This window comes from Haloarcula sp. CBA1127 (genome assembly GCF_001485575.1).
In the GTDB taxonomy this organism is placed as follows: domain Archaea; phylum Halobacteriota; class Halobacteria; order Halobacteriales; family Haloarculaceae; genus Haloarcula.
Genome location: NZ_BCNB01000001.1, coordinates 167,021 through 181,679, shown reverse-complemented (window position 1 = coordinate 181,679; position 14,659 = coordinate 167,021). Strand labels below are relative to the sequence as shown.

The 14,659-nt window shown below is 60.0% G+C and carries 15 protein-coding genes and 4 pseudogenes; 11 read left to right on the top strand and 8 right to left on the bottom strand.

Annotated features, from left to right (window positions below; translation table 11 throughout):
* Positions 1–74: 74 nt before the first annotated feature.
* Positions 75–731, bottom strand: coding sequence for a helix-turn-helix domain-containing protein (locus AV059_RS00800; protein WP_079990689.1), 657 nt, complete (start codon positions 729–731; stop codon positions 75–77).
* Between the two features lie 106 nt (positions 732–837).
* Between AV059_RS00800 and paaA the strand changes: the two genes are divergently transcribed.
* From paaA to paaE, 6 genes and pseudogenes are all read left to right on the top strand, one after another.
* Positions 838–1,779, top strand: a complete 942-nt coding sequence (gene paaA / locus AV059_RS00795; RefSeq protein WP_058991453.1) for a 1,2-phenylacetyl-CoA epoxidase subunit PaaA — start codon at positions 838–840, stop codon at positions 1,777–1,779.
* A 5-nt stretch (positions 1,780–1,784) separates the two neighbouring features.
* Positions 1,785–1,958 (top strand): annotated as a pseudogene (locus tag AV059_RS23105) (PacF protein); the annotation flags it as partial.
* Between the two features lie 48 nt (positions 1,959–2,006).
* Positions 2,007–2,312, top strand: a pseudogene (locus AV059_RS23100) (PacF protein); the annotation flags it as partial.
* The gene (paaC, locus tag AV059_RS00785) at positions 2,312–3,145 is read left to right on the top strand and encodes a 1,2-phenylacetyl-CoA epoxidase subunit PaaC (protein WP_058991451.1); all 834 of its coding nucleotides are present in this window, start codon (positions 2,312–2,314) and stop codon (positions 3,143–3,145) included. The pseudogene AV059_RS23100 and the gene paaC, both read left to right, overlap by 1 nt.
* A complete protein-coding gene (gene paaD / locus AV059_RS00780; RefSeq protein WP_058991450.1) occupies positions 3,138–3,572 on the top strand; it encodes a 1,2-phenylacetyl-CoA epoxidase subunit PaaD in 435 nt (144 codons plus the stop codon). The genes paaC and paaD overlap by 8 nt, the downstream gene beginning before the upstream one ends.
* Positions 3,569–3,736 carry a 1,2-phenylacetyl-CoA epoxidase subunit PaaE gene (paaE, locus tag AV059_RS22220; RefSeq protein WP_004594293.1) on the top strand — a complete coding sequence of 56 codons (168 nt, stop codon included), beginning with the start codon at positions 3,569–3,571 and terminating at the stop codon, positions 3,734–3,736. The genes paaD and paaE overlap by 4 nt, the downstream gene beginning before the upstream one ends.
* 111 nt (positions 3,737–3,847) lie before the next feature.
* On the opposite strand, the gene AV059_RS00775 is transcribed toward paaE, so the two are convergent.
* The 5 genes and pseudogenes from AV059_RS00775 to AV059_RS21790 form a co-directional block, all read right to left on the bottom strand.
* The gene (locus tag AV059_RS00775) at positions 3,848–5,299 is read right to left on the bottom strand and encodes an aldehyde dehydrogenase (RefSeq protein WP_058991449.1); all 1,452 of its coding nucleotides are present in this window, start codon (positions 5,297–5,299) and stop codon (positions 3,848–3,850) included.
* 147 nt (positions 5,300–5,446) lie between these two features.
* Positions 5,447–5,905 (bottom strand): MaoC/PaaZ C-terminal domain-containing protein, encoded by a 459-nt coding sequence (locus tag AV059_RS00770; RefSeq protein WP_004594295.1) that lies wholly within the window; start codon positions 5,903–5,905, stop codon positions 5,447–5,449.
* A gap of 55 nt (positions 5,906–5,960) precedes the next feature.
* Positions 5,961–6,139 (bottom strand): annotated as a pseudogene (locus AV059_RS21795) (IS6 family transposase); the annotation flags it as partial.
* A gap of 100 nt (positions 6,140–6,239) precedes the next feature.
* Complete coding sequence (locus AV059_RS00765; protein WP_058991448.1) at positions 6,240–6,725, bottom strand: NUDIX hydrolase; 486 nt, start codon at positions 6,723–6,725, stop codon at positions 6,240–6,242.
* A gap of 228 nt (positions 6,726–6,953) precedes the next feature.
* Positions 6,954–7,145, bottom strand: a pseudogene (locus AV059_RS21790) (IS6 family transposase); the annotation flags it as partial.
* Positions 7,146–7,255: 110 nt separating this feature from the next.
* Here AV059_RS21790 and paaI point away from each other — a divergent pair.
* Entirely contained in the window at positions 7,256–7,651 is a 396-nt protein-coding gene (gene paaI / locus AV059_RS00760; protein WP_058991447.1) for a hydroxyphenylacetyl-CoA thioesterase PaaI, read from the top strand.
* A gap of 3 nt (positions 7,652–7,654) precedes the next feature.
* On the opposite strand, the gene paaK is transcribed toward paaI, so the two are convergent.
* The gene (paaK, locus tag AV059_RS00755; RefSeq protein WP_058991446.1) at positions 7,655–8,944 is read right to left on the bottom strand and encodes a phenylacetate--CoA ligase PaaK; all 1,290 of its coding nucleotides are present in this window, start codon (positions 8,942–8,944) and stop codon (positions 7,655–7,657) included.
* Between the two features lie 132 nt (positions 8,945–9,076).
* Here paaK and AV059_RS00750 point away from each other — a divergent pair, with 132 nt between their 5' ends.
* Together AV059_RS00750 and AV059_RS00745 are read left to right on the top strand one after the other, a co-directional pair.
* Positions 9,077–10,249 carry a thiolase domain-containing protein gene (locus tag AV059_RS00750; RefSeq protein WP_058991445.1) on the top strand — a complete coding sequence of 391 codons (1,173 nt, stop codon included), beginning with the start codon at positions 9,077–9,079 and terminating at the stop codon, positions 10,247–10,249.
* A complete protein-coding gene (locus AV059_RS00745) occupies positions 10,246–11,682 on the top strand; it encodes a zinc ribbon domain-containing protein (protein ID WP_058991444.1) in 1,437 nt (478 codons plus the stop codon). Before AV059_RS00750 ends, AV059_RS00745 begins: the two co-directional genes overlap by 4 nt.
* A 9-nt stretch (positions 11,683–11,691) precedes the next feature.
* Here AV059_RS00745 and AV059_RS00740 read toward each other — a convergent pair whose 3' ends face one another.
* Positions 11,692–12,834 carry a thiolase family protein gene (locus AV059_RS00740; protein WP_058991443.1) on the bottom strand — a complete coding sequence of 381 codons (1,143 nt, stop codon included), beginning with the start codon at positions 12,832–12,834 and terminating at the stop codon, positions 11,692–11,694.
* Positions 12,835–12,933: 99 nt separating this feature from the next.
* Between AV059_RS00740 and AV059_RS00735 the strand changes: the two genes are divergently transcribed.
* Positions 12,934–13,818 carry a 3-hydroxyacyl-CoA dehydrogenase family protein gene (locus AV059_RS00735; RefSeq protein WP_058991442.1) on the top strand — a complete coding sequence of 295 codons (885 nt, stop codon included), beginning with the start codon at positions 12,934–12,936 and terminating at the stop codon, positions 13,816–13,818.
* Positions 13,815–14,627 (top strand): enoyl-CoA hydratase/isomerase family protein, encoded by an 813-nt coding sequence (locus AV059_RS00730; protein ID WP_058991441.1) that lies wholly within the window; start codon positions 13,815–13,817, stop codon positions 14,625–14,627. The genes AV059_RS00735 and AV059_RS00730 overlap by 4 nt, the downstream gene beginning before the upstream one ends.
* Positions 14,628–14,659: the final 32 nt, after the last annotated feature.

Genomic DNA, 14,659 nt, shown 5'->3' with positions numbered 1-14,659 from the left:
GGTCGTACTCACACGCCCGGGTACTTTAACTCCGAACCCGTCGCCCTCTGTCGTCGCCTGGTCGGCCGTCGCCGTTAGTCTCTACCGTCTCCGGGAGGGCCGTCGCCGACACCGCCGAACAGCTGTGTGAACAACGAGTGCTGTGCGCGATGAAGTCGTTCGAGGAATGCAGACTTACTGATACCGAGTTCGGCAGCGACTTCGCTCGCAGTCGTCTGTCGTGGGACGACAAAGTAGCCCATCTCAACTGCGTATCGGAGACTCTCCTCCTGTGCCGGGGTCAGGTCCCACTGCTGTGCGATAGACGCGTCCTCTGTTGCACGCAGTGCGTACACCCGCTGTAGTTTCACGCCGACAGTTTCCCCGGCCGTCTCCATGACGGTCTGGAGAATCTCGTGGCCCACCACAGCGCCAGTTAAAATCGCGTTTCCGTCCCGATACGTCAGCGATTCGACCATGAACCCCGCGCTAATGAGTTTGTGGACGACACACTGCTGGAGCGACAGACACCGATAGTTGTACCGACCCTCGGTAACTGACTGGTAGAGATAGCGGATCCGGTCATCCTCGTCGAGGTAGTCCCTGAGGTCGTCGCTCGCCTGTGCGCTGAACCGCAACAATACGTTACGGTCAGCCCGGAGGAGCGGCGGGGCCGCCTCGATGGGTGTCGCCGTGACACTGCTCGCATCTGCCAGTGGGCAGTCGTCACCCTCGATGCGAAATTCGACCATCAGACACTCCTCTATCATTACCTCGTATGTGTGCGAACGTCCTTATAAAACCAGTCTATATAGGGGCAAATTAGTAAGAACATTCCTCACGATTTATGAAATACATATGAACGTTGACGAAGTCAAAGCTCGCGCTGGACCCCGGGAATTCAGCCCGAAAGACGACCTTCCCGAGGAGTATCGGAAGGCAGCCACGCGGATGCTTGAATTCCACGCCAACAGCGAGATTATGGGGGCGTACCTCGAACGGCCCTTCATCAGAAAAGCCCCGAGTATCGAGCGAAAGATGGCATTCAGCGCGAAGGTGCAGGACGAAATCGGGCACGGTCAGATGCTTTACCGAGCGGCGGAGTCGCTCGGGATCAAGACCCGCGACGAGATGCTCGACGATCTGGCAAATGGAGACGGAAAGTTCCTGAACTGCTTCCACTATCCGATGGAGAGCTACGTCGAGACGCCGATGATCGCCTTCTTCGTCGACGGGGCCGCGATGCGTCGTCAGGCAACTCTCAAAAAGTCCAGCTGGGAGCCATACGCCCACGCGATGGACAAGATCTGCTTCGAAGAGGGGATGCACGTCAAACACGGTGAGTCCATCCTCCGCGAACTGATGAACGGCTCCCGGAAGGAACAGCGCATGACTCAGGAGGCCTTCGAGGAGTGGTGGCCCCGAATCCTGCAGTTCTTCGGCCCGACCGACGACCAGAGCACCCATCACGACTTCGCCGCGGAAGTCGGGCTGAAGACGTGTACGAACGACGAACTTCGGAACGCGTTCCTCAACACGTACATCCCGAAGGCCAAGAAATACGGGCTGGAAATGCCCGACGAGCCACGCATCCGGGACAACGGCGACGGGAGCTACGAGGTCGTCGAGGATGACCTCGACTGGGATGAGTTCTTCACGGTCTCACAGAATGAATACGAGGGCAGTATCGAGCAGATTTCCGGTCGTCGGCAGGCTCAGGAAGCGGTACAGTGGGTCCGTGACATGATGGACGACCAGACGACGACGAACAGCGGCCCGCAGTCACAGGCGGCGGACTGAGAACAATGATCTGGGAAGTATTCCGACAACAGAGTCCGGACGCGGATTTCGTTCACTGCCGGGACGTCCACGCACCCGACCGAGAGATGGCGAAGCAGTTCTCGGTCATCCAGCACGGACGACGGAAGCCAACCCACGCGCTCTGGGTTGCCCCGCAGGAGAAAATCACGCAGGTCGACCCCGACGCAGAGAGCCGTGATGAGGCTGGCGACGGCGCCGAGAAACCGTGGGCTGTCTTCCGGCAGGACAAGCCCGGTGGCTATCACACGCACTGCGGTGATGTCGACGCTGCCAGCGCCGCCGACGCAGAAGCGGCAGCGATCGCGGCGTTCACTGACGACGAGCCGAACAGTCTCTGGGTCGTCCAGCACCAGTACATCGGCGAAGTCACAGCGGATGACGTAAGCTTCGGTGGGACGACCAACAAGTCCTACCGGTTCGCACAGACGTACAACGTCGATCCGGCTGCTGAGGAGGTCGAAGCCTCCGAATCTGAGCAGATACAAGCTGAAAAACAGCGAGGTGAAATCTAATGGCAACAACAGAATCCGACCTCGGTGGTCCAACTGACCTTTCAGAGGAAGAACAGCGCGCAGTCGAGGCACAGCTGCTCCGGCTTGCTGACGACGAGTTGATTCAGGCCGAACGCTACACGTTCTGGCAGGTGCGTGCGCCGACACTGGAATCGGACCTCTCGATTTCGAACAACGCACAGGACGAGCTGGGCCACGCACGGTTGTGGTACGATGCAGTGCAGCAACTGGGCTATTCCGAGGAATCGCTCATTTACGAGAGCGATCCCAGCGACTTCCAGCACAGTACGCTCGTCGAGCTACCGTTTGCGGAAGGTGACTGGGCCGATGCCATCGTCAGAGCGTACCTCTACGACGTTGCTGAAGACATCCGCCTCTCCGCGCTTGAGAACTCCTCATACGAGACAATCCGGAACAGAACGAGTCGCATCCAGGGCGAGGAAGGCTATCACCTCGAACACGCCGAAAGCTGGCTGGACCGGATGGCACTGGACGAGGAAGCCAGTGAACGCGTGCAGGCGGCTATCGATGAGCTCTATCCGTACGCCCTCACGCTGTTCGAACCAGTCGGCGACGTGGAGGCCGACATCGAACGGCTAGGCATCCGGACGATGACTCTCGATGAGATGCACAGCGAGTGGGAGACTCGCGTCGAGTCGTTCCTGACCGAACTGGGATTCGACGTGCCGACCGACGTTGCCCCTGCAACGCCGACGGGCCGGGACAACGAACACACTGACCACTGGCATGACCTTCACGAACAAATGACCTCCAGCTACCGGAATCTGGGACGTGACAAAGCGACGCTGATAATGGCGAGAGACGATGAGTAGCGACTACGACCGGCCACGCGCAGACGCTGATGCCACCGCGTGTTCGTACACTGACTACGAGACTAAAGACCACGCAGCGGACGACGTGCCAGCCACGGGCGAAGGCGCTGACGGCATCGAACGCGACGTGTGGGCGGCCCTGTATCAGGTCGAGGACCCGGAGATGCCGGTCAGCATTGTCGATCTAGGCCTCATATACGGCCTCGACGTGTCCGACGGCCAAGCCACGGTTGACATGACGCTCACTTACAGCGGCTGTCCGGCGCGCGAGATCATCCTCGATGAGGTCGAAGAAGCCGCCGAGAGTGTCGACGGAATCGAGACCGCGTCGGTCCGACTGGTCTGGGCCCCGGACTGGTCGATTGATCTGGTCACCGAACAGGGCAAAGAAGCGTTGCGTGACTTCGGGATGAGTTTCGACGGATGAGTGAGCCGGACCCCAGCGTTACGACCAGCGGTGAACAGACAGGCGCGGAGTGCCCGTACTGTGGCTCGACCGACACCGAACGGAAGCATCCACGTGGACCGTCACGGTGTCAGTCGATCCATTACTGTAACGAGTGCCTGCAGCAGTTCAAGAAGTTCGAGTAAGCTGTTATTACTCGCTAGTTCTGGCGTCGTAGTTTCATAGTGTGACACAGAGCGGTGGTGCCATTGATGGCACTTAACTGGCGGCGTGACCACGACGCGTCAGCGGGAGCTTCAGCCGAGGTTTATATGGACGTTTTTCACCTCGGTGTAGCTCTCGATGGCCTGCTCGCCCTGTGCGCGACCATGACCGCTCTGTTTCGTGCCGCCGAAAGGCGTCTGTGGCCACGTGTTGGGCGTCTCGTTGACCATCACCATCCCGTAGTCCAGTTTGTCCGTGACGGTGTGAGCGCGAGTCAGATCGTTTGTCCAGACACAGGCGGTGAGGCCGAACGGCGAGTCGTTCGCGACCTCGATGGCCTCTTCCTCGTCGCTAACTTCTATTGCAGTGAGCACGGGACCGAAGATTTCCTCCTGTGCAATCGTCATCTCGTTGTCCACGTCGGCAAAGACGGTCGGCTCGACGAAGTGACCGGTGTCTCTGTCCGCGGGAACGCCACCGCCGGCCACAACAGTCGCTCCCTCCTCCTTGCCGGTCTCGATATAATCGAGAATCTCCTGTTGCTGGCCCGCGCTGACGACTGGTCCCATCTGGCCATCGTCGTCGATACCGCCGCCGAGTGGGATGTTTTCGGCGATTTCGGCCATCCGGGAGACCATCTCGTCGTAGACGTCTTCGTGGACGACAATACGCGAGTTCGCCCAGCACATCTGCCCGGCGTTCATAAAGATCCCGTACTGGATGCCACGGGCGGCGGCATCGAGGTCAGCGTCTGGGAACACGACTGCCGGCCCTTTCCCGCCGAGTTCGAGCGTTACGTCGGCGACCGCATCGGCAGCAGTGCGCTGGACCGTCTTTCCGACGCCGGTACTCCCGGTGAAGGTGACGTGATCGACGCCCTCGTGTCCGGTGAGTGCGTCGCCGGCCTTGGACCCTTCCCCGGGAACGACGTTGACGACGCCGTCCGGAAGGCCCGCTTCTTCGGCGGCTTTCGCGTAGTACAGCGCCGATAGCGGCGTCATAGCGGACGGTTTGAGGATAACGCTGTTTCCTGTCGCCAGCGCCGGTGCCAGCCCGCGGCCGGCGAGCTGGAAGGGATAGTTCCACGGCGCGATGTGTGCGGTCACACCGACCGGCTCACGAGTGGTGTAGTTGAGCCGGCCGTTCTCGACAGGAATCTCGTCACCGCGGATCTTGTCCGTCCAGCCGGCATAATGGCGGAACGTATCGATGACCATGTCGATTTCCAGCCCGGCTTCGAACGGCGTTTTCCCGTTGTCGTGGGATTCAACCATGGACAGTTCGTCTTTCATCTCCTCGATGGCGTCGGCCATCGCATGGAGTTTCGCCCGGCGCGTTCCCGGGTCCATCGTCGCCCACTCGGAACCCTCTGCGACGGCCGCCTCTGCCGCCTGCACCGCGTCATCGATATCGGACGCCTCGGCCTTTTGTACCGACGCGTAGGTCCGTTCAGTGGCCGGGTCCTCCGTCTCAATGCTGTCGCCGTTGGTCGCTTCTCGCCATTCTCCGCCGATATACAGGTCTGTCGGGCCGGTGTACTCCATTGCAATAACAGAGGGAGTGCGCGGCGTCTTAGTTGTTATTATTGATTATTAATGTCTGGGTGACGGGAGCGCTATCTAGGGGTTTCAAGTCGCAAAATTGCGGTACTACGCGCTATCGATGCATCGCTTTCGGACGCGTCAGTAGACTCACTCGCGCTTCTTGATCAGGAACTTCATATCGCCCTCGAAGACGACGGTCCCGTCCTGGTTCTCCATTTCAGTGTCGAGGACGACCAGCCCGGCGTCGTCGCGCCCGACTTCTTTGGTGTTGTCAACGACAATCTCCAGTTGGAGTGTGTCGCCGATGTGGACCGGATTCGGGAGGTCCATGTAGTTCATCCCAAGGAACGCGAATGCGGTCCGCTCGACGATCCCGGTCCGGTAGACGAAGCCGGTCGCCTGCACGAAGGTCATTGGTCCGTGTGCGATCCGCTCACCGAACTCCTGTTCTTCCGCGTATTCCTTGTTCGTATGCAGCTCTGTCCAGTCTCCCGACAGCGCAGAGTGCATGACGAAATCCGACTCAGTAACCGTCCGGCCGACACTGATAAACTCCTGTCCCTCTTCGAAGTCTTCGAAGTGGTGTGGCTCGTAGCTGTATGCCATATTTTTTCATCTAATAGCAGCCATTTATATTTTTACGCTCCGCTGACGGTCGTGTTTAGTTTGGAGCATTGTGCCAACGAGCGAAACTCTGCAACCAATTTTCGGCTGTTTCTGGGTGACCTGACCGAAACAATTTGAGAACGACAAGGTTCGTTGTCTGAGTTCTCGAAAAACTCGCTCAACGGCGTTCCGATGTCCGTGGTGATATCTCTGATATCGAAGGCCGCCTCGCTGACGGCGTCATTGGTGTTCGGGTGTCCGCTCGCGCTCCACAAAATCCGAATTAATCCACTTTACACCACCGCTGGGGTGAGCGCTCTCCCGCTTCACCTCACTAGTTCCGACGGTGGAATCCGTCGCTGTTCTGCGATTCACCAGACCCATCTTGTTGAGGTCGGTTCTTTTCCGCTACGTCCGCGAACCGTTCGGTAAAAGAAGGAACGTCGTCGTGGGACTTGATCTCGTCGTACGACATCCAGTGAACATCTGCGACTTCGTCTTTCGCACGAGGATGGGCATCGCCTCCTGCATACTCACAAAGCATCACAATATTCATGCAGCTCGTGTTATCCTCCGTTTCGAACGTATTGCTGTGCAGATACTGGATATCGCCGATAGTAACTCCGACCTCTTCATGAATCTCGCGCGAAACCGTATTTTCGATGGCATTCTGATTCCCTGGCTCTGCTTCAAGTTTCCCTCCAGGAAACGCTAACGCACCGCTTGCATGCTCTTCGTCTGCCCCTCTTTCTATCAACAAATACTCATTATCATTTACAACGATTCCATCAATGTTTACAACGTATGAATACTCTTTCATCGACATATAACTATCTTCTGACACATAAAAAACTCTCGCTATCACTGTCAGAAATCGGAGGGTCTCGACAAAATACGACGAGACCGTGCATATTGTCAGCTTACAACATTGGGATTTACCTGAGTCAACTGTGGATTTTTCTATCGGGATTTTGCAGGTTACCCATTGACTCTTTGACCACAATGAGTTCAGCAACGATATTGTGTGCAACTTGTGTCTGTATGTCGGGTAGTGTTCAATCGCTTTCCGCGACCGTTGGAGGCACAACGTACCGAGTAAACCGACGGTATTCGACAGCGATAGCTCCGCAATATGCGTTTGAATATCTAGCGCCACCGCTGGTTCGGGCATCCGCTCACGCTCCACGAAATCCAAATCAATCCACACACCAGTATCGCTGAGACGAGCGATTTCTGCCATAGCCCAGCAAGAATTCTCCGTCTCACTTTTCACGATTAATTAAACATGACCTCGCTGACAGCAGCAGTGACCGGTATATATTTATTATTCCTGATAGAACTACAGTCCGTATGTCCGGCGTCGCCGACGAAGTCAGAGAGCGTATCGAATCAGACGCGTACTGCGAAACCCTCGGTATCGACGTCGTCGAACTCGACTCGGGGTACGCCCAGACTGAACTGACGATTACCGAGGACCTGCTGAACTTTCATGGGACGCCCCATGGCGGTGCGGTCTACTCGCTCGCCGATGCAGCGTTCGCCGCGGCGTCGAACTCTCACGGCGAGGCGGCAGTCGCACTGGAGACAAACATCTCGTATTTAGACGCCGTAGAAACAGGTGAGACGCTGTCTGCGATCGCTGAAGAAACACATCTCGCAGGCAGCACCGCAGAGTACGAGGTAACGGTGACTGCGCAGGATGGCGAGCGCATCGCGACGTTTCGCGGACGAGTCTACCGGCCCTGACAGTCAGTCACGGTGGTCGTAGACGCGTTTTACTTTGCCGACCTGCGTTCGTTCGATGCTGCCGGGCGCAACGAGTTCGAGTTCGTCCGGGGTGAACGCGAGCACGTTCTCCAGCCGTTCGATGATTTCGTCTTCGAGTGCTTTGTCGCCCGGCCCTTGCTCCACAGTCCGTTCGATGGTGAGTTCCAAGATATCGAGGTTGTCCTCTCTGTAGAGGTCGATCCGGTAATGCGGAGCGACGCCGTCGATATCCAGCACAGCGTGTTCGATTTCACTGGGATAGAGGTTCACGCCACGGACAATGAGGAGGTCGTCTGTCCGACCGGTGACGTTGTCCATCCGTACCATCGTCCGCCCACACGCACACTCGTCGTAGTTCAGCGTCGTTAAATCCCCAGTCCGGTATCGGAAGACCGGCAACGCTTCTTTGGTGAGTGTTGTGAGAACAAGTTCACCCTCCTCGCCTTCCTCGACCGGCTCCTTCGTCTGTGGGTCGATGACTTCCGGGTAGAAGTGGTCCTCCCAGATGTGAAGCCCGTCCTGCGCTTCGTGACATTCACACGAGACGCCGGGACCGATGATCTCCGAGAGCCCGTAAACATCGATGCCGTCGACGCCCAGCCGATCTTCGATTTCTGCCCGCATTGGATCGGTACACGGTTCCGCTCCGAAGATAATCGTCGAGATCGGCAGGTCGCTGGGGTCGTGGCCCATTTCCTCAGCCGTTTCGGCGAGGTACAGTGCATACGACGGGGTACATGTGAACACATCGCTCTCTAGGTCGGTCATCAACTCGACCTGTCGCTGGGTCTGGCCGCTCCCGATAGGGATAATTGTGGCCCCCAGCTCCTCGGCTCCATCGTGGAGTCCCAATCCGCCGGTGAACAGCCCGTATCCGTAGGCGTTCTGGACGGTGTCGCCTGGTTCGGTCCCGCTCGCAGCCAGCGAACGTGCAACGACTTCACTCCAGTTGTCGAGGTCGTCGTCCGTGTAGGAGACGATTTTCGGCTTCCCGGTCGTTCCGGACGATGCGTGGATCCGGGCGACGTCTTCATCGTCTACGGCGAACAGGCCGTCGGGGTACTCGTCGCGGAAATCCTCTTTCGTCGTCATCGGCAGTTTCGTGATGTCGTCGATACTTTGGATGTCTTCGGGCGAGACGCCCGCCTCGTCGAGCTTCTCCCGGTAAAACGGGACGTTCTCGTAGGCGTGCGAAACAATCCCCTGTAATCGGTCGGTTTGTAACGCACGCAGCTCTGCGCGGTCGGCCGTCTCCAGTTGCTTGTACACCATCGTCAATGATAGAGTTGAATGTTAATGATAAAATGGTTTGGGATTGGTCACTGCGGCGCCAGTTGCACACTTGGCCGGGGGCTGTGAGCAAACGATGCAAAGCTATTTTTCAGTACCCTCAGAGTTCCATGTATGCGGGACGCGTATCTCATCGGCGCAGGGCAAACGCCGTTTGGCTCGATGCCCGAAGAGAGCTACAGATCACTGTTTGACCACGCAGTCAGCGAAGCCTTCGACAGTGTCGACCACGGTATCGACACGGAAGCGATAGACGAAGCGGTTGTTGGCTCACTCGGCGTGGGCGGTCGACAGCTCGGTCTCTCGGGACCGGCAGCAACTGAACACGCCGGGCTGCACGGCGTCCCCAGCGTGCGCGTTGAAAACGCCTGTGCCGCGTCGGGCTATGCCGTCCGACAGGCCGTGCAGGCAGTCAAAAGCGGGATGGCCGACGTGGCGCTGGCTGGCGGCGTCGAAGTCATGACGGACATGAGCAGCGATGTGACGAAGTACTGGCTCGGCGTCTCCGGCGAAACAGAGTGGGAACGGCTGACCGGGACGACATTTTCTGGCGTTTACGCACAGATGGCAAGCGCGTATCTACGTGAGTACGAGGCCAGTGAGGAGCACCTCTCGATGGTCGCGGTCAAGAACCATCGGAACGGCGCAAAGAACTCGAAAGCGCATCTGGGCTTCGAGTGTTCCCTCGAAGACGCCGTCGACGCACCCGTTGTCGCGGACCCGCTGAACCTCTATCATTGCTGCCCGACCTCTGACGGTGCAGCGGTCGCGCTCATCGCGAGCGAGGAGGTCGTCGAAGAGTATACCGACGACCCGGTCCGGGTCGCCGGGGTCGGCGCGGCCAGCGACCGGGTCGGTCTCTTCCAGCGCGACAGCTACACTTCGATTTCTGCCTCGGAAATGGCCGCAGACACAGCCTATGACCGTGCCGGGGTTGGCCCTGACGACCTCGATTTCGCAGAGGTCCACGATTGCTTCACGATCGCCGAACTGCTTGCATACGAGGACCTCGGGTTCTGTAACCGCGGCGAGGCACCGCAATTGCTCGAAGCGGGAACGACCGACGCTGATGGAGCGATGCCGGTCAATCTCTCCGGCGGGCTGAAATCGAAGGGCCACCCCATCGGCGCAACCGGTGCCGGACAGCTTGTTGAGGCGTTCAAACAACTCACCGGCAGCGCCGCGGACCGGCAGCTGTCGGCCCCGAAATACGGGCTGACTCACAATGTGGGTGGGAGCGGCGGCAGCGCAGTTGTCCACATTCTTGAACGGGAGGCGGCACGATGACTGCCGCAGGGCTTGCGGCCATCGGCGCGTACGCACCTCGCCTGCGGATCGACGCCGCGGAGTTCGAAGCCGCCTGGGGTCGGTTCGATGCAGCGGGGGTCGACGAGAAGGCGGTCCCCGACGCCGACGAAGACGCAGTCACGATGGGTGTCGAAGCAGCACGCCGTGCGTTAGCTGCGGCCGACGCGTCCGGCGCGGCCGTTGCGCATCTGGTCTTCGCGACGACGACACCGCCGATGGCCGAAGAGGACCTTCCAGCGAGACTCTGCAGCATTCTCAACGTCCCGGACGATGCCAAAACGCAGACGATGACCGGCTCCACAGACGCCGGTGCCCAGGCACTGGACGCTACCATGGACGGTGGGCCGTCCGGGGACGATATCGGCCTCGTCATCATCAGTGACTGTCCGCGGGGCGACCCTGACAGCGGGGTTGAGCACGCCGCCGGTGCTGGGAGTGTCGCGCTCGTCGTCGACGATGACGGTCCCGGAACCGTCATTGAGCGAGCGTCACACACGGAGGCGTACCCCGGGACGCGTTTCAGAACGGGCGGGGACGACCGGACGACCGGTCTGGGCGTTACGCAGTATGACCGCGAGGCGTTCACGACCACGCTCGGCAGCGCGGCGGATAGGCTGGACGTGCCGATGGAGACAGTCGATGCGGCGGCGGTTCAGTCCCCGGACGGAAAGCTCCCGTATCGGGCAACAGGTGCGCTCGGGGTTGATGCAGAGACTATCGCCGCCGCGGACACAGTCAGTACGCTCGGGGACACCGGCGCGGCAAGCGCATTTCTTGGGGCGGCAACAGCGTTTGCAGACGACGCCGAACGCGTGCTGATCGCCGCGTACGGAAGCGGCGCGAGTGCGACGCTGTTCGTCGCCACTGGTCCCGTTCCGGTCAACACTGCGCTGGACGGTGCTGTCTCCCTGTCCTACGCCGAGTACCTCAGGCGGCGTGGTGAGATTACGCGCGGCGAACCCGAAGGTGGCGGAGCGTACGTCAGTGTCCCGTCCTGGCAGCGGACGATTCCGCAACGCCACCGACTCGTCGCCCGTCGGTGTTCCGCGTGTGGATCGTTGAACTTCCCGCCGACCGGGGCCTGTACGGACTGTCACGAGCGCACCAGTGATTTCGAGGCTGTCGACCTACCCGGGACAGGGACGGTCGAGGCAGTGACGACTATTGAACAGGGCGGTGCGCCACCGGAGTTCGTCGCCCAGCAGTCCAAAAGCGGCCAGTTCGATAGTGCTATCGTCGCACTCGATAGTCCATCGGGCGAGCAGACCGTGAGCGTCCCTGCACAGGTGCTTCAGGCGACGGACGAAGTCACGATAGGCACACCCGTCGTGCTGACGACGCGGCGCATCTACACGCAAGAGGGCGTCATCAGATACGGCTTCAAAGCACAGGTCGCCAGTCAGCGCCGGTAGCCACCAGTATCAGGGACGCTCGAACACAACTGCGACACCCTGACCGAAACCGACGCACATCGTCGCCAGTCCATGCGTCGCGTCCTGCCGTCGCATCTCGTGCAGTAACGTTGTCGTGATTCGTGCCCCCGAACAGCCAAGCGGATGGCCGAGCGCGATAGCCCCACCGTTGACGTTGAGCCGTTCGGCCGGAATCCCCAGTTCGCGCTTACAGTGGAGACTCTGTGCGGCAAAGGCTTCGTTGAGTTCCACGAGGTCGATATCGTCGATTGTCAGGCCGGCGTCGTCCAGTGCAGCACGCGTCGCCGGAATCGGCCCTCGCCCCATTACCAACGGATCGACACCGGCGACGGCCCGCGTCTCGATCCGGCCGAGGACATCGAGATCATGTTGGTCTGCATACGCCGCTGAGGTGACGAGCATCCCAGCAGCCCCGTCGGTCAGCGGTGACGCGTTCCCCGGCGTGACTGTCGCCGCCTCGTCGTCGCGGAACACCGTTGGGAGTTCGCTCAACTGTTCGACTGATGTGTCTTCCCGTGGTGTTTTGTCGGCCCCTATCGCTGCCTCGTCGGTGTTGACTGGCACGGTCTCTGCATCGAACCGCCCGCCGTCCATGGCAGCGACCGCCCGCTCGTGTGACCGCAGCGCGAACTCGTCCTGGGCGTTACGGCTGATATCGTGGTTTCGTGCGATGGTTTCGGCCGTCTGTCCCATCGGGAGCCTGTCGGGGTCGTACCGCTGTTCGATAGCGGGATGCAGCCAGTCGGAAAACGGGACAGTACTCATGTGTTCGACCCCGGCGACCGGGTACACCGCCCCGTCGCCCGCCTCGATGGCGCGAGCGGCGTCAACAAGCGTCGTCAGCGAAGAGCCACACAGGCGGGTCGTTGTCGCTCCGGGCACCGTCTCGGGGAACCCGCCAGCGAGTATCGACTGCCTGGCGAGGTTTCGGCCCTGCTCTGCCTCCTGGTTTGCACACCCGAGCCGGAAGTCGTCCCACTCGACGGCCGGGACACCGGTCCGGTCAACGAGTGCAGCGAGCACAGTGGAGACGAGGTCTTCGGGATGCGTCTCGGCCAGTGCGCCATCCTTCGGTACCTGTGGCGTTCGTACGGCATCGACAACAACGGCTTGCGAGTCGGAAGCAGTCATCCTCACCGACTCCTATCGTGGCCGCCGTATTAAATACAGGTCACACCGGGGGTGAGACGCAAGCAACGTTTTTATCCTTTGCTACTGTGCTGAGAAATGATGCACGTAGCTATCCTAGGCGCCGGTACCATGGGCCACGGTATCGCTCAAGTATCTGCAATGGCCGGTCACGACGTCTCTCTCCGTGATATCGATGCGGATATCGTCGATGACGGCCTGGCCGCCATCGAGTCAAATCTCCAAGAGGGTATCGCCCGGGAGAAAGTATCAGAATCCACGGCCGAGGCAACCCTGGACCGCCTGACTGGAACGACATCGCTAGAAGAGGCCGTGACTGGGGCAGACCTCGTTGTGGAAGCAGTCCCCGAAGAGATGGCGATTAAACACGAGACGCTCACCGCGGTCGAATCCCACGTCGACTCGGCAACGCTTATTGCTTCAAACACCTCCTCGCTGTCACTGACTGAGATTGCGAGCGTCCTCGACTATCCCGAGCGAGCTATCGGCCTTCACTTCTTCAACCCGGTGCACATTATGGCACTCGTCGAGATTGTCGTTGCGGAACAGACGAGTGCCGAGACGGTCGCGCGTGCCCGAGAGTTCGTGAACGGGATCGACAAGACACCGGTGGAGGTGGCCGATGCGCCGGGTTTTGCCTCCTCCCGTCTTGGCGTCTCGCTGGGCGTCGAAGCGATGCGGATGGTGCAGGAGGGCGTTGCAACACCACAGGACATCGACACCGCGATGGAACTCGGCTACAATCACCCGATGGGACCTATCGAACTCGGCGACGTCGTCGGTCTCGATGTCCGACTCGACATCCTCGAATACCTGCGTGCGGAACTCGGTGAACGGTTCCGTCCGCCACAGATTCTGAAACGGAAGGTCCGTGCGGGCAAACTTGGCAAGAAATCCGGTGAGGGGTTCTACGTCTGGGAGGACGGTGACATCGTCGGCACCAGCGGCGAGTGGGGGGACGCATGACGGACCTCGCTGACGCTGCGGCGGACTGTGAAACGGTCTCGGTGAGCGTCGGGGACCGCGTGGAAAATGTCGCTACCGTCGAGTTGCACCGCCCAGAGGCCCGAAACGCGCTCAACGCCCAGTTGCGGTCGGAGTTCAAACAGGTCTTCGACGCAATCCCGGACAGCGATGTTCGTGCTGTCGTGTTGACTGGCGCGGCAGACACCGGCGCATTCGTTGCGGGTGCGGACGTGACGGAACTCCGCGAGCGGGATATGCTAGAGCAACGGGAGGCGAGCAAGCGACCTCGCGTCTACGAGTACGTCGACGAGTGCCCGATGCCGGTCATCGCCCGTATCAACGGGCACGCCCTCGGCGGCGGCTGTGAGCTGATTCAGGCGGCTGATATCCGGATCGCCCATACGGATGCGAAATTCGGCCAGCCCGAAATCAACCTCGGCATCATGCCTGGCGGTGGCGGCACACAGCGACTGCCGCGTCTGGTGGGCGAGGGCCACGCAATGCGGCTGATCCTCACCGGCGAACTTATCGATGCGACGGAGGCCGCCGATATCGGCCTCGTTGACGAGGTCCACGATGACGATTCCTTCGATGAGCGGGTGTACGACATAGCGTCGTCGATTGCAGAAAAAAGCCCAGCGGCGCTCGAACTCGCGAAGAAAGCCGTCCGCGCCAGTTCCCGAATGGACCTCGAAGCCGGCATCGAGTACGAAGCCGAACTGTTCGCGCAACTGTTCGCCACTGGCGACAAGGACGAAGGGATCGACGCGTTCCTCGAAGACAGAGAGCCGGAGTGGACCAGCGAGTGAGCGCGCCCCGATCCCAGAACGAGGTACCCAGC

Bases quoted from the DNA above. Each gene is read 5' to 3' on its own strand.
- AV059_RS00800 (WP_079990689.1), bottom strand. From the start codon at position 731: ATGGTCGAATTTCGCATCGAGGGTGACGACTGCCCACTGGCAGATGCG.
- paaA (WP_058991453.1), top strand. From the start codon at position 838: ATGAACGTTGACGAAGTCAAAGCTCGCGCTGGACCCCGGGAATTCAGC.
- paaC (WP_058991451.1), top strand. From the start codon at position 2,312: ATGGCAACAACAGAATCCGACCTCGGTGGTCCAACTGACCTTTCAGAG.
- paaD (WP_058991450.1), top strand. From the start codon at position 3,138: ATGAGTAGCGACTACGACCGGCCACGCGCAGACGCTGATGCCACCGCG.
- paaE (WP_004594293.1), top strand. From the start codon at position 3,569: ATGAGTGAGCCGGACCCCAGCGTTACGACCAGCGGTGAACAGACAGGC.
- AV059_RS00775 (WP_058991449.1), bottom strand. From the start codon at position 5,299: ATGGAGTACACCGGCCCGACAGACCTGTATATCGGCGGAGAATGGCGA.
- AV059_RS00770 (WP_004594295.1), bottom strand. From the start codon at position 5,905: ATGGCATACAGCTACGAGCCACACCACTTCGAAGACTTCGAAGAGGGA.
- AV059_RS00765 (WP_058991448.1), bottom strand. From the start codon at position 6,725: ATGAAAGAGTATTCATACGTTGTAAACATTGATGGAATCGTTGTAAAT.
- paaI (WP_058991447.1), top strand. From the start codon at position 7,256: ATGTCCGGCGTCGCCGACGAAGTCAGAGAGCGTATCGAATCAGACGCG.
- paaK (WP_058991446.1), bottom strand. From the start codon at position 8,944: ATGGTGTACAAGCAACTGGAGACGGCCGACCGCGCAGAGCTGCGTGCG.
- AV059_RS00750 (WP_058991445.1), top strand. From the start codon at position 9,077: ATGCGGGACGCGTATCTCATCGGCGCAGGGCAAACGCCGTTTGGCTCG.
- AV059_RS00745 (WP_058991444.1), top strand. From the start codon at position 10,246: ATGACTGCCGCAGGGCTTGCGGCCATCGGCGCGTACGCACCTCGCCTG.
- AV059_RS00740 (WP_058991443.1), bottom strand. From the start codon at position 12,834: ATGACTGCTTCCGACTCGCAAGCCGTTGTTGTCGATGCCGTACGAACG.
- AV059_RS00735 (WP_058991442.1), top strand. From the start codon at position 12,934: ATGCACGTAGCTATCCTAGGCGCCGGTACCATGGGCCACGGTATCGCT.
- AV059_RS00730 (WP_058991441.1), top strand. From the start codon at position 13,815: ATGACGGACCTCGCTGACGCTGCGGCGGACTGTGAAACGGTCTCGGTG.